Origin of the sequence: Brachybacterium sp. GCM10030267 (assembly GCF_042666875.1) — a bacterium.
GTDB lineage: Bacteria > Actinomycetota > Actinomycetes > Actinomycetales > Dermabacteraceae > Brachybacterium.
This window is the reverse complement of sequence record NZ_JBHTCX010000017.1, coordinates 29,252-55,267: the sequence shown is the minus strand read 5'-3', so window position 1 is coordinate 55,267 and position 26,016 is coordinate 29,252. Positions and strand designations below refer to the sequence as shown.

Here is a 26,016-nt window from a genome sequence, read left to right as displayed (position 1 = left end):
GTCGCCTCAAACATCGGAGGAGTGGGTCAATTTCCCACGGCGTGATTCGAGGTAGACGATGCCCACCATCACCGAGCTGCAGGTCCACGACGTCCGCTTCCCCACGTCGCGCGACCTCGACGGCTCCGACGCCATGAACCCGGACCCGGACTACTCGGCGGCATACCTGGAGCTGATGACCAGCGATGGGAATGCTGGCTACGCCCTCGTGTTCACGATCGGACGCGGCAACGACGTCCAGTGCGCCGCTATCCGGGCCCTGGCGGATCATGTCGTCGGGCGCGACGTCGAGGCTCTCCTGTCGGACCTCGGCGGCTTCTCCCGCGAGCTCGTCGGCGACTCCCAGCTGCGCTGGCTCGGCCCGGAGAAGGGCGTCATGCACATGGCGATCGGTGCCGTGGTCAACGCTGCGTGGGATCTGCGGGCCCGGCGCGAGGGCGTACCGCTGTGGCTGCTGCTGGCGCAGCTCTCGCCGGAGGAGATCGTGGATCTCGTCGACTTCCGTTACCTCTCCGATGCCCTGACCCGCCAGGAGGCGCTGGAGCTGCTTCGTCGCGCGCAGCCGGGCAAGACCGCGCGGATCGCCGCTCTCCAGGCGGTCGGCATCCCTGCGTACACCACCTCTCCGGGGTGGCTCGGCTACAGCGACGAGAAGCTCGTGCGCCTGCTGCGGGAGGCGCGTGCTGAGGGCTTCGGCATGGTCAAGCTGAAGGTCGGCGGCGACGTGGAGGACGATGCCCGCCGGCTCCGGATCGCTCGCGAGGAACTAGGACCGGGGTATCCGATCGCCCTGGATGCCAACCAGCGCTGGGACGTCGAGGAGGCGGTGGCCTGGCTGCAGCGCCTGGCGCCGGAGGGACCGGCCTGGATCGAGGAGCCCACCAGCCCTGATGATGTGCTGGCCCATGCCGCGATCCGTCGGGCGGTGTCGCCTGTGAAGGTCGCCACCGGCGAACAGATGCACAACCGGATCATCGCCAAACAGCTGCTGCAGGCGGGCGCTGTCGATGTCCTCCAGCTCGATGCCGCACGTGTCGGAGGAGTCAACGAGAACGTGGCGATCCTGCTGCTGGCCGCGAAGTTCGGTGTCCCCGTCTGCCCGCACGGTGGTGGCGTCGGCCTGTGCGAGCTCGTCCAGCACTACGCCTTCTTCGACGCGGCGGCTGTCGCGGGGGAGCGCCCGGACCGGGTCATCGAGTACGTCCACCACCTGCACGAACATTTCGAGGACCCGGTCAGGATCGAGGACGGCGCGTATCGCGCCCCCGACGCCGCCGGCTCCGGAGCCCGCATGCACGAGTCCTCCGTCCGCGAGCACCTGTTCCCGGACGGCCCCGTCTGGAAGGATCCCGCCCATGTCGCCCACGCCTGACCCACCCGCCTCGCCGCAGGCCGACGCGGACCCCCACGGCTGGTTCGACCAGGCGCGCTTCGGTCTCTTCGTCCACTTCGGGCTGTATGCCGTCCCCGCGCGCCACGAATGGTCGATGACCCGCGAGAAGCGCACCCTCGAGGACTACGGACGCTACGCGGAGGTCTTCGACCCCGACCGGTTCGACGCGGCCGAGCTCGCCGGGCGCGCCCGGCAGGCAGGCATGCGGTATGCGGTCCTGACCACGAAGCACCACGAGGGATTCTGCCTGTTCGACTCCCAGCACACCGACTACTCCGCACCGGCCGTCTGCGGGCGCGACCTGGTGCGCGAGTTCGTCGACGCGATGCGCGCCGAAGGCCTCCACGTCGGCTTCTACTATTCGCTGCTGGACTGGGCCCACCCGGACTTCACCATCGACCACAACCATCCGCTGCGGGATCGGCCCGACGTCGTCGCACTGAATGCCGAGCGCAATATGGCTCGGTATCGCGAGTACCTCCACGCCCAGGTCCGGGAGCTGCTGACGAACTACGGGACCATCGACTACCTCTTCTTCGACTTCACCGACCCCGGCCCCCACGGCAAGGGACCCGAGGACTGGGACGCCGACACGCTGCTGGGGATGGTCCGCGAGCTCCAGCCGACGTGCGTGGTCAACGACCGCCTCGGCATCCCCGGCGACCTCGTCACCCCCGAGCAGTATCAGCCGGTCGCCCCGATGACCGGGGCCGACGGCAGTCCGGTGCGCTGGGAGGCCTGCCAGACCACCAACGGCAGCTGGGGCTACGACCGCGACAACCTCGACCACAAGAGCCCGGACCTGCTGGTGCGGATGCTGGTCGATTCCGTCGCCAAGGGCGGCAATCTGCTGTTGAACGTCGGCCCGGACGGGCGCGGCGCCGTCTCCCCGCCGGACCGCGAGATCCTCGCGGGGCTGGCGGACTGGATGGACGTGCATGCCGATTCCATCCATGGCGCGGGCCCGGCCGAGGGGATCGAGGCACCGCCGGGCGCGTTCCTGACCCAGCGCGGGGATCGACTCTATGTCCATCTGGCCGTGTGGCCCATGCAGCACGTGCATCTGCGGGGGCTGGCCGGCCGGGTGCGATTCGCACGGTTCCTGCACGACGGGTCCGAGGTGGCCGTGAGCACGATCGACCCGGGCCAGGCCGCGTGGAACACCACGATCGGCGGGATCGGCGAGGATGTCGCGACGCTGACCCTGCCGATCCGGCGCCCCGACGTGCTGCTGCCCGTCGTCGAGCTGTGGCTCGAGGAGTCGCCGGCCCGGGCGTACAGCGCGAAGGAGTGAGCGAGATGGAGACCATCGCCCTGCACACCCGTATCGCACTCGGCCACGAGGCGGACTACGTCCGCGAGCATCAGAAGATCCCCGAGGACCTCGACCCGGTGCTGCGACGGGCCGGAGTGCACTCCTGGCGCATCTGGCGCGACGGCCGCGACCTCTTCCACCTCGTCGAGGTGGAAGACTACCGCGCGATGCGCCAGATGCTGGCGGCCTCTCCCGCCAACCAACGCTGGCAGGAGCACATCAACCAGTTCCTCGAGGTCGCCGATTCCTACGCGGGGGACGACACGGGCATCGAGCACGTGTGGTCCCTGCCCGGCACGGGGACGCGGCCGTGAGCGCGCCCCGGCTCCCCGCCCTCGGCTTCGGCGCCGCCCAGCTCGGCAACCTCTACCGGGAGACCAGCGACGAGGAAGCCGCCGGTGCCGTGCAGGCGGCCTGGGACGGCGGCATCCGCCTGTTCGACACCGCGCCCCACTACGGCCTGGGCACCTCGGAACGGCGACTGGGCGCGCTGCTCGCGGAGTACCCGCGCGAGGAATACCTGCTCTCGACGAAGGTCGGCCGGCTGCTCGAGCCGGGGCCCGGCACCGGGGACGACACCGCCCACGGGTTCGCCGTCCCCGACCACCACGTGCGCCGCTGGGACATGAGCGAGTCCGGCATCCGGCGCAGCCACGCCGACTCCGTGGAACGACTCGGCCTGGACGCGGTGGACATCCTCTATCTCCATGACCCCGAGGAAGGTCCCACCGAGCAGGCCTTCGCCGACGCCCTGCCCACCCTGGTCGCCATGCGCGAGGAGGGCCTGGTCACTCAGGTGGGCGTCGGCTCGAAGGACGTCGATGTGCTGACGCGTGCCGTGCGCACCGGCATGGTCGACGTGATCATGCTGTCCGGCCGCTACACCCTGCTCGAACAGCCCGCCGCGCGCGAACTGCTGCCCGCGTGCCTCGAGCACGGCGTCGAGGTGGTCGCCGTGTCCGTGTTCAATTCGGGCATCCTCTCGCGGCCCCAGGTGGCGGAGGATGCCCGGTACGAATACGCCGGCGCCCCCGTCGAGCTCCTCGAGCGAGCCCGTCAGCTGGCCGCCCTGGCGCGGAGGCACGGGGTCGAACTGCCCGACCTCGCCCTGCGGTATCCGCTGCGCCACCCGGCGATCAGCTCTGTCGTCCTGGGGATGCGCACCGGAGACCAGGTGCGGCAGAACCTCGAGCGGATGGCGCGTGAGATCCCCGAGGAGCTCTGGCAGGCGATCGATGGTTGAGGGGATCACCGATGCCCATCTGCACCTGTGGGACCTCTCGGGGGGAGGGTACGGCTGGCTGGACACCGCGCCGGAACCCTTGCGCCGCGATGCCCGCTGGGAGGAGGCCGCCCCGCAGCACGCCCGGCTCGGCGTGGACCGTGTCGTCCTGGTCCAGGCCGACGACACCCTGGCCGACACCTGCGCCCTGCAGAGGGCAGCGGCCCGGATCGAGCAGGATCCCGGTCCCGTGGTCCGGGCCGACGTCGTGGCCTGGCTGCCGCTGGCGGATCCGTCGCGGACCACGGAGCTGCTCGCCGACGCGGAGGCGATGGACCGGATCGTCGGGGTGCGGCACCTGGTCCATGACGATCCCGACCCCGGGTTCCTCGACCGTCCCGAGGTGCGCGAGAGCCTGGCTCTGCTCGCGGGGCGCGGGCTGCCGCTGGACATCCCCGATGCCTTCCCGCGGCACCTGGACCAGGCCGCCCGTGTGGTGGGGGAGGTCGACGGGCTGACGGTGGTCCTCGACCACCTGGGCAAGCCTCCTCTCGGCGACCACCGGGCGATGGGGCAGTGGGAAAGCGGCCTGCGCGATCTGGCCGCCCACCCGTCGGCCGTGGCGAAGCTGTCGGGACTGTCCACCAGCGGGACCGGATCGCGCCGGCCCCGGCAGCTGCGCTGGGCCGTCGAGACCGCCGTGGAGGCGTTCGGGCCGCAGCGACTGATGTTCGGCAGCGACTGGCCGATCGCACCGGCCGCCTTCGACCTGGGATCGGGCACGGCGGACTTGCTGGCTCTGATCGCAGAGCTCGGAGCGGACCAGCGCCAGGAGATCCGGAGCGGAACCGCCGCTCGCGTCTACCGGCGGCTGGAGCACGCACGGCCCTGAAAGGTCTGCGAGGTCTGAGAGGTCTGGGAGATCTGAGCATCCGTCCTATTCACGACGTCTGACGTCGCGAACAGGCCTACCGGGATGCGGCCGGCGGCGCTCCGGTGGATCGGGGCGTCCCCGTCGAGTCAGTCGAGCGCTGCGCCTTTGAGGATCCAGCTCTCGACCCCGGCGATGTGGGCCGCGGCATGGACGCGTGCCAGATCTCCGCGGCCGGCCTTCAGCGCATCGAGGATCCGGCGATGCTCGGCGAGGGTACGCTCGACGGCCGAATCCTCGGTCAGGCCGCGCCAGACCCGGGCCCGCGCGGTGGCGCTCGCGAGCCCCTCCAGCATGGAGGACAGGTAAGCGTTGGGGCAGCGGCTGGCGATGAGCTGATGGAAGTCGATGTCCGCCTGGACGAGCTCCTGGACCGAGGACTGCTCGGAGAGGTCGACCATCAGCTGTTCGAGCCGTTCGACGTCGTGCTCACTGAGATGCGGGCACGCCTGCTCCACCGCAGTCGGCTCCAGCAGGCGCCGCACTTCGAGGATCTTGCCCTCCGCGGAGCCCTGGTGCAGATCCAGGACGAAACCCAGCGACTCGACCAGCAGGTTCGGGGCCAGCGAGCTGACGTAGGTGCCGTCGCCCTGACGCACGTCCAGCACCCGGATCACCGAGAGGGCTTTCACCGCCTCGCGCAGGGAGTTGCGGCTCACCCCGATCCGCTCGGCCAGCTCCTTCTCGGGCGGCAGGCGATCGGCCGGGCCCAGCTCGCCCTCGATGATCATCTGCTTGATCGCATCGATAGCCCGGTCCGTCACGGCATGCGGTGCCGCCATAGCGCTCCACTCCTCGCTCGGACCGGTCGGTGTTCGTGCCGGACACGGTGATCCTGATGCTAGCCGAGGCGCTGATCGCGAGTGCGGAGCAGTCGCCGGCGCGGAGCACCTCAGGGTGGCTCAGGCGGTGGGCGGGGGATCCCGGCGCTCGGAGACGGTGCGTCCCGGCCCGCTCTCGGTGTTGACCACGGTCTTGCGCGAGCGCAGCATCAGCAGCAGGCCGACGACGAACAGCACGGCGCCGCCCACCATGAGGATCGTGCCGAGCATCGCCGAGTCCAGGCCCGGCAGGTCGAACTCCAGAGCGAATCTCGCGATCGCGCCGAGGATGAAGAGGATGATTCCGCCGACGATGGCTCCCATGGCGTGCTCCTGACGATGAGGACGGACAGGTCGGATGATCATGCTACGGGCCGGCATCCTCCCAGGGCGGCTCATTCGACCACGGGGTCGGACTGTGCCGTTCCCGCTCCGCAGGCGATCAGGCCCCTCCCGCATCACGCCCGCGGCGAACAGGCGGGGAATCCGCGGCGAACGCGCGTAGTCTCGATGCAACACCACCACCGGACGGGGGAGGACCATGTTCGAACGCTTCACCGATCGCGCCCGTCGCGTCGTCGTCCTGGCACAGGACGAGGCCCGGCTGCTGAACCACAACTACATCGGCACCGAGCACATCCTGCTGGGACTCATCCACGAAGCCGAGGGAGTGGGCGCCAAGGCGCTCGAGGCCCTCGACGTGACCCTCGATGCCGTGCGCGAGCAGGTTCGCGACATCATCGGGGAAGGCAACCAGACCCCCAGCGGGCACATCCCCTTCACGCCCCGCGCGAAGAAGGTGCTCGAGCTGAGCCTCCGCGAGGCGCTGCAGCTGGGCCACAACTACATCGGCACCGAGCACATCCTGCTCGGCCTGCTGCGCGAGGGCGAGGGCACCGCCGTCAAGGTGCTCTCCCGCCTCAAGGCCGAACCGTCGGCCGTGCGCCAGGAGGTCATCGAGCGCCTGTCCGGCTACCAGGGCAAGGAGCCGGCCACCGCCGGCGGCCCCTCCGAGGGCCAGCCCTCCGGGTCGCTCGTGCTGGACCAGTTCGGCCGCAACCTCACCCAGGCCGCCCGCGACGGCAACCTCGACCCGGTCATCGGCCGGGACAAGGAGGCCGAGCGGGTCATGCAGGTGCTCTCGCGCCGCACCAAGAACAACCCCGTGCTGATCGGCGAGCCCGGCGTCGGCAAGACCGCCGTCGTCGAGGGGCTGGCCGAGGCGATCGTCGCCGGCGACGTCCCCGAGACGCTCAAGGACAAGCAGCTCTACACCCTCGACCTCGGCTCGCTGGTCGCGGGCTCGAGGTACCGCGGTGACTTCGAGGAGCGCCTGAAGAAGGTCCTCAAGGAGATCCGCACCCGCGGCGACATCATCCTGTTCATCGACGAGATCCACACCCTCGTGGGAGCAGGTGCCGCCGAGGGCGCGATAGACGCCGCCAGCATCCTCAAGCCCATGCTCGCCCGTGGCGAGCTGCAGACCATCGGGGCGACCACCCTGGAGGAGTACCGCAAGCACATCGAGAAGGATGCCGCGCTCGAGCGCCGCTTCCAGCCGATCCAGGTGGATCAGCCCTCGGTCGCGCTCACGGTGGAGATCCTCAAGGGCCTGCGCGACCGCTACGAGGCGCACCACAAGGTGACGATCACCGATGCCGCTCTGGTGGCCGCCGCCAATCTCGCCGACCGGTACGTCAACGACCGGTTCCTGCCGGACAAGGCGATCGACCTGATCGACGAGGCCGGCGCCCGGCTGCGGATCCGTCGCCTGACCGCGCCGCCCGAGCTCAAGGAGTTCGACGCGAAGATCGAGGAGACCCGTAAGAAGAAGGAGGAGGCGATCGACGGGCAGGACTTCGAGCTCGCCGCCTCCCTCCGGGACACCGAGCAGCAGCTGAAGTCCGAGCGCGACGAGAAGGAACAGGCATGGCGCCACGGTGAGTCCGACGTCGTCACCACCGTCGGCGAGGAAGTCATCGCCGAGGTGCTGGCGGCCGCGACCGGCATCCCGATCGTGAAGCTCACCGAGGAGGAGTCCTCGCGACTGCTCCACATGGAGGACGAGTTGCACAAGCGGGTCATCGGTCAGGACGAGGCCATCAAGGCCATGTCCCAGGCGATCCGTCGTACCCGTGCCGGGCTCAAGGATCCCAAGCGCCCCGGCGGCTCGTTCATCTTCGCCGGCCCCACGGGCGTCGGCAAGACGGAGCTGGCCAAGGCGCTCGCCGAGTTCCTCTTCGGCGACGACGACGCCCTCATCCAGCTGGACATGTCGGAGTTCGGCGAGAAGCACACCGCCTCGCGCCTGTTCGGCTCGCCCCCCGGCTACGTCGGCTACGACGAGGGCGGTCAGCTCACCGAGAAGGTGCGCCGCAAGCCGTTCTCCGTGGTGCTGTTCGACGAGGTGGAGAAGGCCCACGTGGACATCTTCAACTCGCTGCTGCAGATCCTCGAGGACGGTCGCCTCACGGATTCCCAGGGTCGCATCGTCGACTTCAAGAACACCGTGATCATCATGACCACCAACCTCGGCACGCGGGACATCGCCAAGGGCGTGTCCATGGGCTTCAGCGCCGGCGGCGATCTGAACACCGACTACGACCGGATGAAGTCGAAGGTCCACGAAGAGCTCAAGCAGCACTTCAAGCCGGAGTTCCTCAACCGTGTCGACGACGTCGTGGTCTTCCCGCAGCTGTCCCCGGACGAGATCGTCCAGATCGTCGATCTGATGATCGCCAAGCTGGAGGCTCGCCTGGCCGAGAAGGACATGACGATCGAACTCACCGAGGGCGCCAAGAAGCTGCTCGCGGACAAGGGCTACGACCCGGTCCTCGGTGCCCGGCCGCTGCGCCGGACGATCCAGCGCGACATCGAGGATGCCCTCTCGGAGAAGATCCTCTTCGGGCAGGTCCATGTCGGCGACACGATCGTGGTCGACTCCGAAGGCGAGGGGCTGCTCGGCGAGCTGACCTTCAACCGCCGCGGAGCCGACGGCACCCTGGAGCCGATCACGGAGGACATCGATGTGGAGTCGATGACCCAGGCCAGGGCCGAGGATCTGGCCCGCCCCGACAATGCGGGCGCCCCTGAGGACGACAACGCGGAGGCCAGCGCCTCCTGATCGGTTCGGGCCGGCCCCGCCGAGCGGCGGGGCCGGCCCTTCGACGTCGGCCGGCCTCCATGAGGCCGGCCGCTCACGAACCGCTCCCGCTCCGCCGAATCTCCGGCCGATCGGGAGCGGTTCGCCCCATCCCGTGCGGCGACGAGCCCGCGCGGTGACGCCGGGCCCCCAGCAGAGGCAGCGGACGGAGAGGACGCATGGGCGGATTCATCGACTGGCTGCTGTCCCTGTCGGGGCAGATCGAGGAATGGATCCTCGCCGTCGCGGACGCGTGGTGGGTCCACCTGGTCGTCTACGCCTTCGCCGCCCTCGACGGTTTCTTCCCGACCGTGCCCAGCGAATCGACCATCGTGACGCTGTCCTCGCTGTGGGCGAGCTCGGGCAGGCCCTCGATCATCCTCATCGGCTTGGCCGCCTGGCTCGGTGCCTGGAGCGGCGACAACCTGGGGTACCTGCTCGGGAACAAGGTCGGCTGGGAGCGCTTCAGGTTCCTGCGAGAGGGCAAGGGCCGACGCGCGGTGGACGCCGCCGACCGCGGCCTGCAGCGGCGCGCTCTGCTGTTCCTCATGACCGCCCGCTACATCCCCTTCGGCCGCACCGCCGTGAACCTGGTAGCCGGGGCGGTGCACTATCCCCACCGCAAGTTCTGGCCGCGCTCACTGCTGTCCACGTTCGTGTGGGCGGTCTACTCCTGTGCGATCGGTGTGGTGGCCGGCTCGTGGTTCGAGGACAATCATCTGATGGCGATCACCGTGGCCCTGGTGGCCGCCGGGGTGCTCGCCCTGGTCGTGGAGCGAGCGATCAACACGGTTCACCGGGTGCTCGACCGGCGCGCGGAACGTCGCGGTGATGCGGTGCGTGACCGGGTCGGGGAGGACGACGACTCCGGTGACGGCGCGGGGACGGACGAGGACACCGATCCCGAGCAGGCCACCGATCGCCGCGACTCCCCAGCCCCCACGGACTCACCGGACCCCGGCGACAACGCAGCCCCCAGTGACTCACCGGATGCCGGCGGCTCCGCAGATCCGCGCGACGACGGAGCTTCCTGCGACTCCCCGGGATCCGAGGATCCCGCCAGAGTTCCCGCCCGAGAAGAGGACAGACCGTCGTGAGCGTCAGTATCCGGCCCGCGCTTCCTGCGGATGTGCGGGGCATCAACCGCCTCGTCGAACCGATGACGCATACGGGTATCCTGCTCGGCAAGGACCTGGTCTCCTACTACGAAGCGGTCCAGGAGTTCCTGGTCGCCGTCGACGAGGAGGGCGATGTCGTCGGGTGCGGCGCGCTGCACGTCATGTGGGAGGACCTCGCCGAGGTCCGCACCCTCGCGGTGCGTGATGATCAGCGCGGCACCGGGCTGGGCCATCGGATGCTGCTCGCACTGCTGGAGCGGGCGACGGAGCTGGGGCTGAGCCGCGTGTTCTGCCTGACCTTCGAGGTGGGGTTCTTCTCCCGGCACGGCTTCGAGGTGATGTCCGAGGACGTCGACCCGGAGATCTACAACCAGCTCCTGCGCTCGCCCGACGAAGGCATCGCCGAATTCCTGGACCTCGCGCGGGTCAAGCCGAACACGCTCGGTAATACGCGCATGATCAAGCAGCTGGACGGGCGGGACAGGCCCGAGTAGTCGGCTGGGCAGATGCCGGCAGCTGCACGTCAGGGCAGGCGCAGGCCGTCCTGCTGACGCACGGCGAGCCCGTCGGCCACCAGGGAGTTCGCGCAGCGTTCGACCCGTGCGGCGTCGGCGGCATCCAGTGCCAGCAAAGTGGACCGTGTCGCGTCGCCGTCTCGCCTCAGCACGGCCATGATCTGGCCTCGCATCTGCCGGTCGGTGCCCTCGAAGGCCTGCCGGCGCCGCGCGCCGTCCTCGGCGGCGGGCCGGCCTGCGGCGAACCACGCGCATCCGGCCCCGGCCAGCGGACACTGCTCGCAGCGCGGGGAACGGGCAGTGCACACCAGCGCCCCGAGTTCCATGACCGCTCGGTTCCACTGCACGGACCGTCGACGCTCGAGGGGGAGGGTGCGCGTCGCGAGCGCGCGTTCGGCAACGCTGTACGACGGTGCCGGAAGAGCCGTGCCCTGGACCGCGCGCGCCAGCACCCGCCGGATGTTGGTATCGACCACCACGGCCCGCTCATGATGGGCGAAGGCGGTGATCGCGGCGGCGGTGTACTCACCGATGCCGGGCAGTGCGCGCAGAGCATCCTCTCCGCGCGGGACCTCTCCGCCGTGCTCTCGCACGATCGCCCGCGCGCATTCCTGCAGGCGCAGGGCTCGCCGCGGATACCCGAGCCGGTCCCAGCGCTGCAGCACCTCGGCCGTCGGCGCATCGGCGAGGTCGGCCGGAGTGGGCCACTGCTCGATCCAGTCGCGCCAGCGGGGGAGCACACGCACCACCGGGGTCTGCTGGAGCATCACCTCGGAGACGAGGATGGCCCACGCCGAGACGTGCTCGTGGCGCCACGGGAGGTCGCGCCCCTCACGGCTGAACCACCCGGTCACCATGTCGATGGCGGGATCCGGCAGGGATTCGCAGGAGGAGTCCGGCCCGGTTCCCCGCGCGGGGGGATCCACATGATCGACGCGGGGCGGGGCCGCTCGGGTCCGCCCCGCGTCGCGGGAGTGTGGTGCCGCAGCACCGGTGTTCTTACTCAGGGGTGCGAGGTCCTCAGATCTGGGGCGGGGTAGTGCCGGGCCGGGCGGTGCCGCCGGCCTGGGCCTGGAGCAGGTCGCGGATCTCGGTCAGCAGCTGGACGTCCTCCGGCGCGGTGGTCTCCTCCTCCACCGGGAGGCCGCGGCGCTTGCGGTCGAACTTGCGGGCCTGCGTCATGGGCAGGACGAAGACGAAGTACACCACGGCTGCGGTGATCAGGAAGGCGATGATCGCGGAGATGATGGCGCCGAAGTTGACCACCGTCGCCTCGTTGGTGATCCGCCAGGCGAGACCGTTGGTGTTCCCGCTGCCGCCGAACACGTTGATCACGGGCTGGATCAGGTATTCCACGAACGCACCGATCAGGGCGGTGAACGCACCGCCGATCACGACACCGACCGCGAGATCGATGACGTTGCCCTGCATGATGAAGTCCTTGAAGCCCTTCATGGGTCATCCTTACTGAGGAGTGGGACGGGGAGAGTCGACAGAGCGGACTCATCGGGACTCTAGCCGATGATCGAGATCGTCACCGCTCCCTCGCCGATCGCGCGCGCGAGCTCGGCGGTTCGGCTCCTGTCGACGGCGACGAGCACGTACGCCTGCCCCGCTGACCCCGCATCGAGCACGGCAGCCTCTCCCTTCCCGTCCTCGGAGAGCTCGACGACGCGGGCCGGTGTGGCTGTCGTGCCGGCGGTCACGGGAGACGAGGTGAGCACCTCGATCTCGGACCCGGGACCGAGATGGGGCGTCAGCACAGCGGGAACCGGAACCGCCAGCAGGGAGGAACCTTCCGGGATCGCCGCGGCGCCCCCGTCGAGCAGCCCGGACAGGATCGGAGTCCCCGAGGGGACGGCGAGAGCGGTCTCCTGACCGAGCACCTCCGCGGGGGACTGCGCGGTTCCGTCGGGGACGAGTTCGGCGGCGACGCGCACGGTGCGCAGGTGTCCTGGTTCCAGCACCGTGCCCGCGGGGAGGTCCGCGCCGGCGATCACCACCGGTGTCCCCTGGGAGGCGGGCGGCAGCAGGGTGGGCACCGAGGTGGCGGCCAGCAGGGCGACGGCGAGCACCATCAGGGTGCGGCGGCGCCGGCGCAGTGCACGTCGCCAAGCGGGCAGATGAGCGCGGAACCGTGTGAACATGGCCTCGACGCTAGGCCGGAACCGGGCCACGATCCGAGGCCGCACTCCCACGGTGGACGACGGCGCGCTGGGGAGGAACCATCGCGCGCCGTCGCGCCGTCCGTGAGCACATCAGGGCATGGATGCCCCTTCGGAGGGGCGGAGCCCCGTCAGGACGTCAGGACGCCAGACCGTCAGGATGCCGGCGCAGCCGAGGCGGCAGCCGGCGTGGAGGCCGAGGTGCCGGAGTCGCCGGAGCTGCCGGCCCCGGAATCCCCGGAACCGCTCGCGCCCGACTCGGTCGACGCCGAACCGGAAGCGGACCCGCCCTTGCCGGACTCGACCGAGGCCGTCTCCGACTTCGCGGAGTCGGTGGAGTAGAAGCCGGAGCCCTTGAAGACGATGCCCACCGAGTCGAAGACCTTGCGCAGCGCATCCTGCGTGCACTCGGGGCAGGTCACCAGCGAGGACTCGCTGAAGCTCTGGTACTTCTCGAAGCGATGCCCGCAGCTCTTGCAGGCGTAGACATAGGTAGGCACGCGGAATCCTCCGGGATGTTCGTCGCAACGCGGCCGCGGGCGACGCGGCCGGAATGATTCTACGGCCGCCGACGTGCCCGAGGTGCTCAGGACGCGTCGTTCGTGACCAGCCAGACGAGACCGTCGGCCGTGAGCACCGCGGGCACAGGGACGTCGTGGGCGGCGCGCGGCAGGGTCCCGGCCTCCAGCAGCTCGTCGGGGTGGACGACGGCCACCACCGGTGTGCCCACGCGGACGGCGGTCAGCGCGCGGTCGTAGTACCCGGCGCCGTGACCGATCCGGGTCCCGGATCGGTCCACCGCCACGGCCGGGAGCAGCACGAGGGCCGCGCCTGCCAGGGCGTCCGGTCCGAGCCGGGCACCGGTGGGCTCCTTCCCGAAGCCGCGACCGGGGGAGTCGACGAAGCCGGAGAGGCCGTCCCACCTCACCCATTCGAGCTCGCGTCCGGCGGCCGCGGGGAAGATCAGCTCGGCGCCCGCGGCGGCGAGCGCACCCACCAGCGGCATCACGTCGGCCTCGGTGGGCGTGGGGTGATAGGCGGCGACCAGCGGGGCGCCGCCGCGGGCCGCCTGCGCCTCGAGACGGGAGACGAGGGGAGCGGCGTGCTCGAGCAGCCGTCCCGCCTCCTGCTCGCGGCGCCGGGAACCGGAGTCACCGCCATAGCGCTGCCAGCGGCGGGCGCGCAGCGTGCTGCGCAGCTCGCGCTTGCGCCGGATGATCGCGTCCGGGTCCGTGTCCGCGCCCATGGCACCAGAGTCCCACAGGACTCCACGGGCTCCGTGAACCACCTGCGCACGGAGGCATCGCCGCGTCTACGATGACGCGATGGTTCATGTCTGGCCGCTGACCCTGCGCGATGGGGAGCTGACGCTGCGCCCCCTGCGGCGACGCGACCGTTCCGATTTCGAGCGCCTGCGTCAGCGCAACAGCGACTGGCTGCGCCCCTGGGACGCCACCGATCCCGAGCGCGACGCTCGGCAGCTGCCGTTCTCCACGGTGCGCCGCTGGAACGAGCAGCAGGCCAGGCTGGGGGTTCATCTGCCCCTGGCGATCACCGTCCGCGGCCGGCTGGCCGGGCAGATCACGGCCGGCCCCATCCAGTACGGCGCCCTGCGCTCGGCAGTGCTGGGCTATTGGATCGACCGCGGTCAGGCCGGTCACGGGATGGTCCCGCGCGCGGCCGCCCTGGTGATCGACCATCTCTTCGCCGAGCTGGGTCTGCACCGTATCGAGGTCACGGTGCGGCCCGACAACGCGGCGAGCCTGCGCGTGGTGGAGAAGCTCCACCTGCGATCGGAAGGGCTGCGCCGTTCCGCGATCCACGTCGACGGGGCCTGGCGGGATCACCTCGTCTTCGCGCTCACCGCCGATGAAGTCGCCACGGACGATCAGGGCCGTGGGGTCCTCGCCCGACTTCACAGAGAGTTCCCCCGCGACACGCCCGCCACGTGACCAGGGAAATCACATCGGTGTCATTACTGTGTCGGTGTGGAGTCCATCAACCTCGGGGCCGTGCTCTTCGGCCTGCTGCTGCTGCTGTGGGTGGCCTATGCCCTCCCGCGCACCGCGAGCCGTCGCGACGTGATGGGGCGCGCCCGCGCAGCTGAACTCACCGAGATGACCTCGGAGGCGCGGGATCTGTCCGCAGCCGTCCACTCCCGCCGTTCGTCCCGTGAGGTGAATGCCCCCATGTCCCAGGACCGTCTGCTCCTGCGCCCTGCCGACCCCACCAGCCGTCCCCGGTTCGACGCCGTGCCCGGTATCCGCATCGACCACCTCGAGGAGCGTGCGCGCTCGCGCCGCGTCCAGCGGACCGTGCTGACCGTTCTGCTGCTGGGATCACTGGCCCTGACCGCTCTCGCGGCCGTGCAGGTCGCCCCGTGGTGGGTGCCCGCCATCGCCGTGATCGGCCTCGCCGCCTATCTGGTCGGACTCCGCCGCGCCGAGCTGGAGCGCAGGGCCCGCCTCACCCGCGCCGCGACCCTCGCCCGCCGGCAGCGGGCCGAGCAGGAGAACGCCCGCCGCGCGGCCGAGGCCGGCACGAGCTCGCCGACGAAGCCGGAGACCTCGCAGCCGGACCAGGACGCGCCGGCTCGGCGCGAACCCCTCGAGGCCGTGGCCGAGCGCGCCGCCCACCATGTCGCCGCCGCGGGGGAGTGGACGCCGCGCCCGGTCCCGCGCCCCACCTACGCCCTGCATGGCGAGGTCGAGGATCTCGCCACCCGGCATGCCGCTCACCGTCAGAGCATGCAGGCCACCTCGGTGCCGCTCGAGAAGGCCGACGTCGAGGAGCTCGAAGCGGCCGATGAGGAGTTCGCACCGGCGCTCGACCTCCGCCTCGACGAGGTCCTCGCACGGCGCCGCGGCGCCTGACCTCGCAGGCCCCGCGCACCGATACGACGCCTGCCGCCGGCCGGCGCGACCCCGGGCCCCACACGTCTCGGGGCCGCGGACGAGCGTGACGGTCCCACCCCCTGACGGGGGCGGCGCGCCGGGTCCGGAGCGACATATTCTGGTCGCGATGAGCATCTCCTCCGCGCCCCGCACCCCGTCAGAGCCCGTCCCCGCGCCGTCGCAGCTGCTGGAGATCGCCAGCTCCGCGGCGACGCTCGCGGCCGATTACATCCGCTCGCTGGACCGCGACCACCTGGCGCGGGAGTACAAGACCTCCAGCCACGACATCGTCACCGTGCACGACCGCGCCAGCGAGGACATCATCGTCTCCGAGCTGCGGCGACTGCTGCCGACCTGCCGCATCGTCGGCGAGGAGGGCGGAGAGCGGCCCGTCGAGCACGCTCCCGCGGAGGCGCCGGTCGTGACCTTCTACGTCGACCCCATCGACGGCACCAGCAACTTCGCCGCCGGACTGCCGCTGTTCTGCATCTCGATCGGCGTCGCCGTGGACGACGAGCTCGTCGCCGGCGTCATCGACCTGCCGATCCTCGGGACGGTCTTCTCCGCGGCCGACGGGCCCGCCCTGCTCGACGGGGTCCCGATCCAGCCGCGTTCCACGCGCCCCGCAGCGGATGCCCTGGTGCTCTCCGGGTTCCCCGGTCACCGGGTCACCGAGGAACTGCCGGAGCTGGCCGCGCAGGCGAACGTCCGCATGGCCCTCGACGTCTCGGCCGTCCGTCATCTCGGCTCGGCAGCGATCGAGCTGGCCTACGTCGCGGCGGGGTGGGCCGACGCCACCGCGCTGGGCACCATCAACTCCTGGGACATCGCAGCCGGCTTCCACATCCTGCGCCGCGCAGGCGGCTCGGTGCGCACCTGGCCCGGCACCGGCGACGCGGCCCGTCCGGACCACCTCCAGCCCGCCTACGTCGCGTGCACCGGGCCCGAGCGGATCGACGTGCTCGACGAGCTGATGCAGCAGGTCCAGGTCGCCCGCCTCGCCGCTCGGTGAGGTCCGATGGTCGGGGCGGAGGATCTGTGATCCTCGTCAAGGGTCCCGCGACGAGTCGGCGCCTCGGCCAGCTCAGTGCTAATCTGTCGTGGTCGCCACGCGACATGGGGCTATGGCGCAGTTGGTAGCGCGTCTCGTTCGCAATGAGAAGGTCGGGGGTTCGAATCCCCCTAGCTCCACCGAATGCCGTGAGCCACGTCATCGCCATCGTCGATGACGTGGCTCAGTGTCTTTCTCGAGGAAGGGAGCAGCCGTGGAGCAGCGCCGAGATCCCGGGACGCTCCGATGACGCCCACGGCCGCCCCGAAGCAGCACTTCTACGAGCCGGCCTCCGGGACCGGGCTCCCGCATTCCCCGTTCAACGCCATCATCGCGCCGCGGCCGATCGGGTGGATCTCGAGCCGTTCGGCCGACGGGGTCCTCAACCTCGCGCCATACAGCTTCTTCAACGCGTTCTGCTACACCCCGCCGATCATCGGCTTCTCGAGCAGCGGGACCAAGGACACGCTCACGAACATCGAGGCCACCGGCGAGTTCTGCTGGAACCTGGTCAGCCGGGAGCTCGCCGAGGCCATGAACGTGACCTCGGCTCCCGCGCCGCCGGAGGTCGACGAGTTCGAGCTCGCCGGTCTCACCCCCGCACCCTCGCGCGTGGTCAGCGTCCCCCACGTGGCCGAATCCCGTACGGTCTTCGAGTGCCGCCTCACGCAGATCGTCATCCTGCAGGCGGCCAGCGGTGCCGCCACCGAGAATCGGGTGGTCTTCGGTGAGGTGGTCGGCGTGCACATCGCCGAGGCGCTGCTGGCAGACGGCATCTACCAGACCGCGAAGGCCGAACCGGTGGTGCGCGGCGGCGGTCCCAGCACGTACTTCGCGATCGACGAGGATCTGCGCTTCGACATGTGGCGTCCGGGCCCGGACGGGCGGCCGCCGTCATGAGCGTCCTCCGACCACCATCGCCGACACGGACCGGACCCGGCAGCCGGGGAGAGGACGCCGCAGTGGAGATCCGAGACGCGGACAGCACGCACCTGGAGACGATCACCGAGATCCACAACGACGCCGTGCGGCACACGACAGCGGTGTGGGACGACCACCCCGTCGACCTCGCCGACCGCGCCGCCTGGCTCACCCAGCGGCGGCAGGCCGGTTTCCCGGTCCTGGTGGCAGTCGATGAGCATGGCTCGGTCCTGGGCTACGCCTCGTATGGAACCTGGCGGGCACGCGACGGCTTCCGCCACACGGTCGAGAACTCCGTCTACGTCAGGGATGGTCAGCAGGGCAACGGCGTGGGCCGGTCGCTGATGCTGGAACTGATCGACAGGGCGCAGCAGCAGGGGGTCCACGTCATGGTCGCCGGGATCGAGGCCGGGAACGCGGGATCCATCCGCCTGCACGAGAAGCTCGGCTTCGTCGAGGTGGCCAGGATGCCGGAGGTGGGCGTCAAGTTCGGCCGCTGGCTCGACCTGGTGTTCCTGCAGCTGACGATCCAGGGCGACGCGACGCCGGGCCACGACGCCGCGGAGGGATGAGAACGCTGCCGATCCGGTTCAGCCCGGCCCGATCGGCCGGAACCGACCCGCGCCCCCGCGAGTGAGCACGATTGCGCTCTGCGGCGCGATGCGGCCGACGCTGCGCTCGAGGTGGTCGATGACCACGGTCAGGGCGTGCCGGGCCGCTTCGTCCTCCTCCGGCCTGCTGCTGGCATCGACCGCGAACCGCAGCACCACGCGACCCACCCGTCGCCCACCCACCAGGGGAGCCTCGACGTCCGTCTTCTCCACCGCGTGGAGCGTGCCCAGCGCCAGCTTCGCCTGCTCCGTGACGTCGCCGGGGGAGGCCCCGGGCAGCAGCTCGCCGATCGGCAGATGCATGCGGTAGCTCGGCATGCGCCCAGGGTAGCCGTGGGTACGGAGCGCGCTCCCGACGGCCGCCGGAGCGGGTAGTCTCCCGTCGGGGAGCGGCAGGCCGCGCGGCGCACAGGAGGGACCACGATGACCACCAGCATCGTGCTGATCCATGCCGTGCGCTCCTCCCGCACCATGTGGAAGGGCCAGACCCGCCGCCTCCGCGAGCGTGGGTTCGAGGTGTTCGCTCCGGACCTGCCCGGCCACGGCGACCGTCACGGCGAGAAGTTCACGCTCGAGGCCGCGATGGAGACCATCGAGGAGGCGGTCAGCGCCTGCGGGGAGCCACCGCTGCTGGTCGGGCTCTCCCTCGGCGGCTATCTCACCCTGCATTGGGCGGCGCGGAACCCCGGGCGGCTGGCCGGTGTGGTCGCCGCGGACTGCACCATCGTCCCCGGCCCCACGATGGCGCGGCTGTACGGGCTGTGGATGTCGATGAAGGACTGGCTGCCCGGGGATTCCGACACACGGGTGCAGAGATCCTTCGCCCGGCGCCACACCCGCAAGGCCGCGCGCCGGTACTACGGGGGCGGCCGCGCCCGCGGGGTGGTGCGCACCGTGGTGCGGGCCATCGGCTCCCTCGACCTGCTCGCCGACGTCGCCGCGATCGAGGTGCCCCTGACCTTCGTCAACAGGGAGCACGACCCGTTCCGCCGCCACGAAGCACTCTTCCTCGATGCAGCGCAGAACGGTGAACTGGTGATCCTCCACGACGCCGGGCACATCGCCAACCTCTCGCGCCCCAAGCGCTTCGCGAAGGTGCTGCGTCGCTGCGCCGGGCACACGGTGTCGGCGTGAGGGCTGCGCCCCGGCCGGTCGTCCTGGTCCACGGCGCCCGCACCTCCGCCAGCCAGTGGGACCGGCAGGTGCCGTCGCTGCGCGCCGCCGGGCACCGGGTGATCACGCCGGATCTGCCCGGCCATGGAACCCGCCGCGGCGAGCCCTTCACACTGGCCGCCGCGCTCGCGGCCATCACCGAGGCGATCGAGACAGCGGCCGGGCCCGAGAGGCGAGCAGTGCACCTTGTCGGCTCCTCGCTCGGCGGAATGCTCGCGATCCAGGCCGCCGCGGAGATCGAGGACCGCGAACTGCTGGCCTCGCTCGTCGTCGTCGGGGCCTCGGCCCAGCCCACCGCGCGCACAGCGTGGCTGTACGGCCTGGCCATCACGGCGACCGACCTTCTGCCGGGGACTCGGGAGCGAGGCTCGGGAGGACCGCCGCCGGCGCTGGCCGCGGTCCTCGGCCGCGCAGGCGCCCGCGCCTACGTGCGAGGTGGCAGGGCGGGCACCGACGTGGTGCCGCCGGCGATGAGCGCGGTCGCCTCACTGGACCTGCTCGGGGCACTGAGCAGCATCTCGGCGCCGGTGACCATCCTGAACCCTCGCGTCGACCAGTTCCGTCTGCACGAACGTGCCTTCGCCGACGCCGCCCCGCGGGGACGGCTCGAGGTGCTGGGCTACGGCACCCACCTGGTCAACCTCGGCCGCTCTGAACGGTTCACGCCCGATCTGCTACGGATACTGGCGCGCACCGAACGCTCGATCTGACGGTGCCGACGGGGCAGGGCGTCGTGCCCCGGGATCCCTCCGACGGGGACATACTCACGACGGGAGGCGCCCGGTGCGGATCACGTGGGCGAATTCTGTCGCGAAGCGCTCGGCGTCCGCCTCGCGGTGGGGCATCATCCGCACATCACGTCCATCGGCCACCCGGACGCGGACGCGGGAGAACACTCCCGGACGGTACTCGACGCCGGTGATGCCTCGGGCCGGAACTTCACGCTTGACCTTGGCCTTCTTCAGCGGGCCCGCGACCGATGCCAGCAGGAATCGTCGATCCGTGGCGATCATGACATCCGGAAAATCCCCGCCCACGCCCGGCAGCACCAGCAGCACCTCCTCGTCGGGGGCCAGGACGGCCGGGATATCGCGGCGCAGCCCCGGGCTCTCGAACAGCTCGTTCCGGTTCAAGGCGGTCGCGTAGCTCATCGAGGCACGGGTCGGTGTCATGCACTCATCGTAGGGGCGCGGCGTCCGGGCATGGGGAGTCCTCCCCATGGGCAGCCGCCGCTGCGGGCGATAGCGTCGTGGCCATGATGATGACCCGGGCGACCGAGCACCGTGCCCGGCCAGCTGACGACGGAGGCGACGAATGAGTGGGTTCTTCGGAGCCGACACCGGCCAACTGCGCGACCACGCACAACGGGTCACACAGCAGGCGCAGCGGCTGAGCGAGCTGCGCGAGACGCTCGAGCCCATGGTTCTCGACGAGAGCATCTGGCAGGGGCCCGACGCGGATGCCTTTCGCCAGAACTGGACCGGCAGCGTGGCCACGCTGTTCGACCTGCGCCACACCGAACTCTCCCAGCGCGCGCGGGACCTCGAGGCGCACGCCGAGGAGCAGGACGCTGCCTCGGGTGCCGGCGGCGCCGGGGGCTCAGGCGCCGGCTCGGGCGGCGGGGGAGGAGAGGACGGGTTCAGTCCGATCGGGTTCATCAAGGACCTGGTCAAGGACGGTCAGTCCATGTACCTCAAGCTCAAGGAGCTCTCGGATTTCCTGGGTCGTATCCCGTCGGCCGCCGATGAATACGCGCAGCTGGCGCAACGCGGCCTGCAGAAGCTGTGGCGCGGCGCGTACCTCGATGAACTGTTCTCGAGTGGCAAGGGGTGGCAGAAGGCCGCCGAGAACGTGCTCGGCAAACTGGGGCTGCCGTCGTCGATCGGGAACTTCGAACCGGGGAAGTACCTCAACAAGCTCGATGATGTCGCTCCGTTCCTCAAGACCGGCGGCAGGATGCTCGGCAAAGCCCTGCCGTTCGTCGACATCGGCGTCGGGATCCATCAGGCATTCACGGCGGACAACACGTACGACCAGGTCAGCGGTGGGATCGGAGCCGCCGGAGGCACGCTGTTGGCGATCGCCCCGCTGACAGGCCCTGCCGCCCCCGTGGTGGGGGCGATCGGCGCGGCCGCCGGAGTGGTCTCGATCGGGATGGATCTCGGCAAGACCGTGTACGAGAACTGGGACGGGATCACCAACGCGGTGGGCAACGCCGCCGAGGCCACCGTCGGGGCGGTCAGCAACGCCGCGTCAACCGTCAGCGATGCCGTGGGCAATGCGGCCGAGACCGTCGGAGAGACGGTCAGCAATACGGCCTCGACCGTCAGTGACGCCGTGGGCAATGCGGCCGAGGCCGTCGGCGACACGGTCAGCGACGGTCTCGACTCGCTCGGTGGCCTGGTGGGCCTCTGACCCTGCCGCGGCGACCTTAGGATGAGAAGCATGACCCAGCAGACCCTCCGTACCGAACGCGATGCCGCCGGGGCATACGAGATCCTCGCCGCCGCGAGCAGCGAGGCAGAGGTCCTCGCCGTGCTCACCGACGAGGAGCTGATCGCGCTCAGGGGGAACCAGGCCCTCGATCCCGCGGGGACGCCCTTCCTGGACGCCTCCGGGCTCGATCGTGATCCGGCCGCCGCCGTGGCGCTGAGGTCCTTGACCGCCCGCGGCCTCGTCCAGTTCACCGACGAGGGCCGGGAGAACGAGGGGGAGGATCTCGCCACCGACGCGCCGGCCGAACGCACGGCACAGCTCGATCGCACGCTCGCCGGGCTCCTGACATTGCGTTCCGCGCCCCTGGCCCTGGTCAATCTCACGCGGCGCGTGGCCGACCAGACCACGGAGATCATCGTCTACGTGTTCCCTCACGACGGGGTGCTCGAGGAGTTCGTCACCGTCGACGGCTTCCATCACTTCAGTGTTCCGACCCGGGAGGCGCTCCCTGCCCGGCTGGCCCGTTATGTCGACCAGAACTCGGTCGCCGGTGACGAGGACGGCGAACCGATCGACGGCACGCTCTCCGACTTCGAGGGCACCGACAGCGACATCGCGCGACGCCTCCAGGACACGCGCGCGCTGAGCGTCCTGACGACCGCCGACCGAGGGCCGGACTCGGTCCAGGTCTCGATCATGGCCACCTCCGACGCCGTGTTCGTGATGGACACCCCGCAGGACGAGACGAGTTCGACGGCGCTGCGCGAGGTCAGCGCCGATACCTTGGTCGATCTCCTGGGCACCGCGCTTCCCGAGGCCGCCGCGCTCTGACCATCTCCGCGGCGCCGGTGACATCGTGCCGCTCGCCGCCGGTGCGCCGTAGGCTGGGCCCATGGAAACCCGCACCCTGCGCGTCGGCTACGTGCCCGGTGTCGAGCCCGACCGGTTCCTGCGCCGGTGGAAGTCCGCGCGCCGCGAGGCCTGGCTCGAGCTCGCCCCGGTCCCGTTCTCGCGCCAGCACGAGGCTCTGCAGGGCGGAGAGGTCGACATGTGCTTCGTCCGGCTGCCGATCCCGGCCGACGATCTCCACGTCGTCGCGTTGTGGGAGGAGCGCCCGGCGGTCGTCGTCGGGACCGAGAACGTCCTCAGCCTCCTGGACGAGGTCCACGAATCCGACCTGGCCGACGAGACGGAGATCCTCCCGCGGGATCCCGACGACGCCGCAGATCGCGTCGCCGTCGTCGCCACCGGCATCGGGTACACCCGCATGCCCCTGTCCCTGGCTCGGCTCCACCACCGCAAGGACGCCGCCCACCGCCCGCTGGCCGACGCCGAACCGACCCGGATCGCTCTGGTCTGGCCCCGGGCGAGCGACGACGAACTGCGTCAGGAGTTCGTCGGCGTCGTCCGTGGTCGCACCTCGCGCTCCGGTCGGGGCAGCGATGCCGCCGACAGCAAACGCTCCATCGACCCCAAGAGCTCCGGCGACGGCAAACGCTCCGGCGAGCGCGGCCGGTCCAGCGGCGGTGGCCGCTCCAGCGGCGCGCGCGCCGCCGGCAGCTCCCGGTCCGGGCGCCCCGCCCGGTCGAACCGCACCACCCGACCCGGCCGCTGACGCGGCCATCGACCCGCACCCCGCGAAGGAGTCCCGATGACGGACCAGACCCCCCAGAGCCCGCACACCCAGCAGGCTCAGCAGCCCCAGCAGCCTCGGATGAACGTCGAGAGCTTCAACCTCGACCATCGCACCGTCGCGGCCCCCTACATCCGGATCGCGGATCGCAAGGAGCTGCCCGCCGGCGACGTGCTGACCAAGTTCGACGTGCGCTTCACCCAGCCCAACGTCGCCCACCTCGACTCGGAGACCGTCCACTCCCTCGAGCACATGATGGCCGAGCACATGCGCAACCACTCCGGTGACGTCCTGGACGTCTCGCCGATGGGCTGCCGCACCGGCTTCTACGTGCTGCTGGTCGGCGACCACACCCCGGAGGACTTCGCCCCGCTGCTCGAGGCGACGCTGCGAGATCTCGTCGAGGCCGACGAGGTGCCTGCCGCCAACGAGGTCCAGTGCGGCTGGGGCGCCCACCACACCCTCGAGGGCGCTCAGAGCGCTGCGCGGGCCTTCCTGGCCGAACGCCCGAACTGGGCCCAGGTCACCGCGGCCTGATGCCCTCGCGCACCGCCGCCAGCAGGCGTGCGGTGCGCTCATCGGTCGCGATGTCGTCGACTCCCACCGGTTCCCCCGCGGCATCGGCCAGGGGGATCCGCCAATTGGGGTACTCCTCATCCGTGCCCGGCTGGTTCTGGATCCTCCGCTCGCCGACGCAGTCCACCAGCGACACCCCGAGCAGAACCGACGGCGTCGACGCCAGGTGCCGGTGCAGGGCGATCACGGTGTCCTCGACCGCGTCCTGACCGGGGGCGGTCTCCTCCAGCAGCCCTTCGGCCCGCAGCACGTCGAGGACCTGCTCGCGCCCGGCGGCGTCCTCGAGCTGCTCCGCCTCCAGCTCCCGCTCGAGCAGCCCCAGCTGGTGGCGCAGCTCGACGTGGTCGCCGGCGAGGTACCCGGCCGTCGGCGGCAGATCGTGGGTGCCCACCGAGGCCATGCACAGGGTGCGGTAATCCTTCGCCCGCAGCGGCCGCCCCTCCTCGTCGTACTCGAACCAGACGATCGAGGTGCCCAGGATTCCGCGTCCGACGAGGAAGTCGCGCACCCATGGCTCGAAGGTGCCGAGGTCCTCGCCGACCACCACGGTCCCGGAGCGCTCCGCCTCCAGGGCCAGGATCCCGATCATCGCCTCGTGGTCGTAGGAGACGTAGGCGCCCTCGGCGGCCTCCACGCCCTCGGGGATCCACCACAGCCGGAACAGCCCCAGCACATGGTCGATGCGCAGCGCCCCGGCGTGACGCATCAGGGTGCGCAGCATGTCGCGCCAGGGCCGGTACGAGGCATCACGGAGCCGCTGCGGGTGCCACGGCGGCTGGTGCCAGTTCTGCCCCTGCTGGTTGTACTGGTCCGCCGGAGCGCCGACCGTGACGCCGTCGGCGAGGACCCCGCGCAGGCGCCAGGAGTCGGCGCCGACCTGCTCCACACCGACGGCCAGGTCGTGCATGATCCCGATGCGCATGCCGGCCTCGCGCGCCGCGGCCTGGGCCCCGCGCATCTGCTCGTCCAGCAGCCACTGCGTCCAGATGTGGAACTCGATGCGGTCGGCCAGGTCGTGGCGCGACTGCTGAATGGCGGCCTCGTCGAGGTGCTCCAGCAGATCCGACCCGGCGTCCTCGGGGGACGTGCGTGCCCGTTCGGCGATCGCCATCCAGGTGGCGAAGTCCTCGAGGCCCTGTCCCTCCCGCTCGCGGTAGGCCTCCAGCAGGGCTCGGCGAGCCGGGGTCAGTGGAACGGCGAACAGCTCCTCGAGCGCGTCCAGCTTCGCGCGGAGCACGTCGTCGCGCTCGAGCCGGTCCGTGCGGGCGTTCCATCCGTCGACCTCCCGCTTCAGCACCGCCAGCCGCTGCCGCGCGATGTCCGTCAGCTCTCGGTACTCGGGCACGTCCTCCGGGCGCAGGTAGAGCGCGCTGGTGAAGCGGCGGGTGACCGGCAGATACGGCGAGGGCTCCATCGGCGGCGTCGGGTAGGAGGCGTGCAGCGGATTGACCAGCAGGAAGTCCGCGCCGTGACGGGCGCCGGTGATCGCGGCCAGGTCCCGCATGTCCGCGAGATCGCCGATGCCCCACGACCGCGGCGAGCGCACGGAGTACAGCTGGGCCTGGAGGCCGAACCCGCGGCGGGAGAGGAACTGCTCGTGAGTCGTGAGCCGTGCCGGCGTCACGACGACGTCGGCCTCCTCGGTGCCGCTCGCCGTGTCCGCGACCAGACGGTGCCAGCCCAGAGGCAGACCTTCCGGGAGGGAGAAGCCGGCCCGGCCTCGAAGGCGCCCGTCGATCTCCACGGGAGCCGTGAAGTCCTCCACCTGTGCCAGGTCGCGGCGGCTACCGTCCTCCAGCAGCAGGTGCGTGGTGACCGGCGTGCCGTGGTCGACGTGGACCGGGACGGTGGTGGAGCGGTCCTGCCGCAGCACGGTCACCGGGGGAAGGGTGCGGGTCCAGGGGGCCAGCTCCCGCTCGGCCCGGACGCGGGCGATGTCCTCCTCGGTCTCCACGGGTGTCCCGAGGGCGGCCAGCACGGCATGCAGGGTGGCGTCGGCGACGGCTCGACGAGTGCCGTCCCAGCCCGAGTAGTCGGTGCCGACACCGAGATCGCGGGCGAGGTCGCGCAGGGCTGAGGAGTCCGGAGCCATGCGGCAA

Annotated in this window: 29 protein-coding genes and 1 tRNA gene; 20 read left to right on the top strand and 10 right to left on the bottom strand. The window is 70.8% G+C overall.

Features of this window, described 5'->3' with window-relative positions:
* Positions 1–58: 58 nt before the first annotated feature.
* The 5 genes from ACFQS2_RS14845 to ACFQS2_RS14825 are packed head-to-tail and all read left to right on the top strand — an operon-like array spanning position 59 to position 4,822.
* Positions 59–1,372 carry an enolase C-terminal domain-like protein gene (locus ACFQS2_RS14845; protein ID WP_377794248.1) on the top strand — a complete coding sequence of 438 codons (1,314 nt, stop codon included), beginning with the start codon at positions 59–61 and terminating at the stop codon, positions 1,370–1,372.
* Positions 1,356–2,687 (top strand): alpha-L-fucosidase, encoded by a 1,332-nt coding sequence (locus ACFQS2_RS14840; RefSeq protein WP_377019249.1) that lies wholly within the window; start codon positions 1,356–1,358, stop codon positions 2,685–2,687. Before ACFQS2_RS14845 ends, ACFQS2_RS14840 begins: the two co-directional genes overlap by 17 nt.
* Positions 2,688–2,692: 5 nt before the next feature.
* On the top strand, positions 2,693–3,022 hold the full coding sequence (locus tag ACFQS2_RS14835) for an L-rhamnose mutarotase (RefSeq protein ID WP_377794247.1): 330 nt from the start codon (positions 2,693–2,695) through the stop codon (positions 3,020–3,022).
* Entirely contained in the window at positions 3,019–3,951 is a 933-nt protein-coding gene (locus ACFQS2_RS14830) for an aldo/keto reductase (RefSeq protein ID WP_377794246.1), read from the top strand. Before ACFQS2_RS14835 ends, ACFQS2_RS14830 begins: the two co-directional genes overlap by 4 nt.
* A complete protein-coding gene (locus ACFQS2_RS14825) occupies positions 3,944–4,822 on the top strand; it encodes an amidohydrolase family protein (protein ID WP_377794245.1) in 879 nt (292 codons plus the stop codon). The genes ACFQS2_RS14830 and ACFQS2_RS14825 overlap by 8 nt, the downstream gene beginning before the upstream one ends.
* A gap of 128 nt (positions 4,823–4,950) precedes the next feature.
* Here ACFQS2_RS14825 and ACFQS2_RS14820 read toward each other — a convergent pair whose 3' ends face one another.
* Together ACFQS2_RS14820 and ACFQS2_RS14815 are read right to left on the bottom strand one after the other, a co-directional pair.
* The gene (locus ACFQS2_RS14820) at positions 4,951–5,643 is read right to left on the bottom strand and encodes a FadR/GntR family transcriptional regulator (protein WP_377019254.1); all 693 of its coding nucleotides are present in this window, start codon (positions 5,641–5,643) and stop codon (positions 4,951–4,953) included.
* A gap of 120 nt (positions 5,644–5,763) precedes the next feature.
* Complete coding sequence (locus ACFQS2_RS14815) at positions 5,764–6,006, bottom strand: DUF6458 family protein (RefSeq protein WP_377019255.1); 243 nt, start codon at positions 6,004–6,006, stop codon at positions 5,764–5,766.
* Positions 6,007–6,223: 217 nt separating this feature from the next.
* Here ACFQS2_RS14815 and ACFQS2_RS14810 point away from each other — a divergent pair, with 217 nt between their 5' ends.
* The 3 genes from ACFQS2_RS14810 to ACFQS2_RS14800 all read left to right on the top strand — a co-directional run bounded on the left by ACFQS2_RS14810 (position 6,224) and on the right by ACFQS2_RS14800 (position 10,436).
* Positions 6,224–8,806 (top strand): ATP-dependent Clp protease ATP-binding subunit, encoded by a 2,583-nt coding sequence (locus tag ACFQS2_RS14810; protein WP_377794244.1) that lies wholly within the window; start codon positions 6,224–6,226, stop codon positions 8,804–8,806.
* 197 nt (positions 8,807–9,003) lie between these two features.
* Positions 9,004–9,921: a VTT domain-containing protein gene (locus ACFQS2_RS14805; RefSeq protein ID WP_377794243.1), complete on the top strand. Its 918-nt coding sequence runs from the start codon at positions 9,004–9,006 to the stop codon at positions 9,919–9,921.
* Positions 9,918–10,436: an amino-acid N-acetyltransferase gene (locus ACFQS2_RS14800; protein WP_377794242.1), complete on the top strand. Its 519-nt coding sequence runs from the start codon at positions 9,918–9,920 to the stop codon at positions 10,434–10,436. The genes ACFQS2_RS14805 and ACFQS2_RS14800 overlap by 4 nt, the downstream gene beginning before the upstream one ends.
* Positions 10,437–10,465: 29 nt before the next feature.
* Here the strand turns inward: ACFQS2_RS14800 and ACFQS2_RS14795 are convergent, their stop codons facing one another.
* The 5 genes from ACFQS2_RS14795 to ACFQS2_RS14775 form a co-directional block, all read right to left on the bottom strand.
* Entirely contained in the window at positions 10,466–11,314 is an 849-nt protein-coding gene (locus ACFQS2_RS14795; protein ID WP_377794518.1) for an A/G-specific adenine glycosylase, read from the bottom strand.
* Between the two features lie 163 nt (positions 11,315–11,477).
* Positions 11,478–11,912, bottom strand: coding sequence for a large conductance mechanosensitive channel protein MscL (gene mscL, locus ACFQS2_RS14790; RefSeq protein ID WP_377794241.1), 435 nt, complete (start codon positions 11,910–11,912; stop codon positions 11,478–11,480).
* A gap of 59 nt (positions 11,913–11,971) precedes the next feature.
* Positions 11,972–12,604 carry an SAF domain-containing protein gene (locus tag ACFQS2_RS14785; RefSeq protein ID WP_377794240.1) on the bottom strand — a complete coding sequence of 211 codons (633 nt, stop codon included), beginning with the start codon at positions 12,602–12,604 and terminating at the stop codon, positions 11,972–11,974.
* 173 nt (positions 12,605–12,777) lie between these two features.
* Positions 12,778–13,122: an FmdB family zinc ribbon protein gene (locus ACFQS2_RS14780; RefSeq protein ID WP_377019262.1), complete on the bottom strand. Its 345-nt coding sequence runs from the start codon at positions 13,120–13,122 to the stop codon at positions 12,778–12,780.
* Between the two features lie 86 nt (positions 13,123–13,208).
* Complete coding sequence (locus ACFQS2_RS14775) at positions 13,209–13,868, bottom strand: 5-formyltetrahydrofolate cyclo-ligase (RefSeq protein WP_377019263.1); 660 nt, start codon at positions 13,866–13,868, stop codon at positions 13,209–13,211.
* A gap of 79 nt (positions 13,869–13,947) precedes the next feature.
* On the opposite strand from ACFQS2_RS14775, the gene ACFQS2_RS14770 reads away from it, so the two are divergent.
* From ACFQS2_RS14770 to ACFQS2_RS14745, 6 genes are all read left to right on the top strand, one after another.
* Positions 13,948–14,574 carry a GNAT family N-acetyltransferase gene (locus ACFQS2_RS14770; RefSeq protein WP_377019264.1) on the top strand — a complete coding sequence of 209 codons (627 nt, stop codon included), beginning with the start codon at positions 13,948–13,950 and terminating at the stop codon, positions 14,572–14,574.
* 36 nt (positions 14,575–14,610) lie between these two features.
* Positions 14,611–15,495 carry a hypothetical protein gene (locus ACFQS2_RS14765; RefSeq protein WP_377794239.1) on the top strand — a complete coding sequence of 295 codons (885 nt, stop codon included), beginning with the start codon at positions 14,611–14,613 and terminating at the stop codon, positions 15,493–15,495.
* Positions 15,496–15,643: 148 nt separating this feature from the next.
* Positions 15,644–16,528 (top strand): inositol monophosphatase family protein, encoded by an 885-nt coding sequence (locus ACFQS2_RS14760; protein ID WP_377794238.1) that lies wholly within the window; start codon positions 15,644–15,646, stop codon positions 16,526–16,528.
* A 106-nt stretch (positions 16,529–16,634) separates the two neighbouring features.
* Positions 16,635–16,707 (top strand) — tRNA-Ala (locus ACFQS2_RS14755).
* A gap of 106 nt (positions 16,708–16,813) precedes the next feature.
* Positions 16,814–17,467, top strand: a complete 654-nt coding sequence (locus tag ACFQS2_RS14750) for a flavin reductase family protein (protein WP_377794237.1) — start codon at positions 16,814–16,816, stop codon at positions 17,465–17,467.
* Positions 17,468–17,529: 62 nt separating this feature from the next.
* Entirely contained in the window at positions 17,530–18,060 is a 531-nt protein-coding gene (locus ACFQS2_RS14745; RefSeq protein WP_377794236.1) for a GNAT family N-acetyltransferase, read from the top strand.
* An 18-nt stretch (positions 18,061–18,078) separates the two neighbouring features.
* On the opposite strand, the gene ACFQS2_RS14740 is transcribed toward ACFQS2_RS14745, so the two are convergent.
* Complete coding sequence (locus ACFQS2_RS14740) at positions 18,079–18,417, bottom strand: hypothetical protein (protein WP_377794235.1); 339 nt, start codon at positions 18,415–18,417, stop codon at positions 18,079–18,081.
* 105 nt (positions 18,418–18,522) lie between these two features.
* Between ACFQS2_RS14740 and ACFQS2_RS14735 the strand changes: the two genes are divergently transcribed.
* Entirely contained in the window at positions 18,523–19,233 is a 711-nt protein-coding gene (locus tag ACFQS2_RS14735; protein ID WP_377794234.1) for an alpha/beta fold hydrolase, read from the top strand.
* Positions 19,230–19,982, top strand: coding sequence for an alpha/beta fold hydrolase (locus tag ACFQS2_RS14730; RefSeq protein ID WP_377794233.1), 753 nt, complete (start codon positions 19,230–19,232; stop codon positions 19,980–19,982). Before ACFQS2_RS14735 ends, ACFQS2_RS14730 begins: the two co-directional genes overlap by 4 nt.
* Before the next feature lie 54 nt (positions 19,983–20,036).
* Here ACFQS2_RS14730 and ACFQS2_RS14725 read toward each other — a convergent pair whose 3' ends face one another.
* Positions 20,037–20,444, bottom strand: coding sequence for a hypothetical protein (locus ACFQS2_RS14725; RefSeq protein ID WP_377794232.1), 408 nt, complete (start codon positions 20,442–20,444; stop codon positions 20,037–20,039).
* A 142-nt stretch (positions 20,445–20,586) separates the two neighbouring features.
* Between ACFQS2_RS14725 and ACFQS2_RS14720 the strand changes: the two genes are divergently transcribed.
* From ACFQS2_RS14720 to ACFQS2_RS14705, 4 genes are all read left to right on the top strand, one after another.
* Entirely contained in the window at positions 20,587–21,687 is a 1,101-nt protein-coding gene (locus tag ACFQS2_RS14720; protein ID WP_377794231.1) for a hypothetical protein, read from the top strand.
* 30 nt (positions 21,688–21,717) lie between these two features.
* The gene (locus ACFQS2_RS14715) at positions 21,718–22,539 is read left to right on the top strand and encodes a hypothetical protein (protein WP_377794230.1); all 822 of its coding nucleotides are present in this window, start codon (positions 21,718–21,720) and stop codon (positions 22,537–22,539) included.
* 61 nt (positions 22,540–22,600) lie between these two features.
* Positions 22,601–23,323 carry a LysR substrate-binding domain-containing protein gene (locus ACFQS2_RS14710; protein ID WP_377794229.1) on the top strand — a complete coding sequence of 241 codons (723 nt, stop codon included), beginning with the start codon at positions 22,601–22,603 and terminating at the stop codon, positions 23,321–23,323.
* A gap of 36 nt (positions 23,324–23,359) precedes the next feature.
* Positions 23,360–23,878 carry an S-ribosylhomocysteine lyase gene (locus ACFQS2_RS14705; RefSeq protein WP_377794228.1) on the top strand — a complete coding sequence of 173 codons (519 nt, stop codon included), beginning with the start codon at positions 23,360–23,362 and terminating at the stop codon, positions 23,876–23,878.
* On the opposite strand, the gene malQ is transcribed toward ACFQS2_RS14705, so the two are convergent.
* Positions 23,865–26,009, bottom strand: a complete 2,145-nt coding sequence (malQ, locus tag ACFQS2_RS14700; protein ID WP_377794227.1) for a 4-alpha-glucanotransferase — start codon at positions 26,007–26,009, stop codon at positions 23,865–23,867. The genes ACFQS2_RS14705 and malQ overlap by 14 nt on opposite strands.
* Between the last annotated feature and the right edge of the window lie 7 nt (positions 26,010–26,016).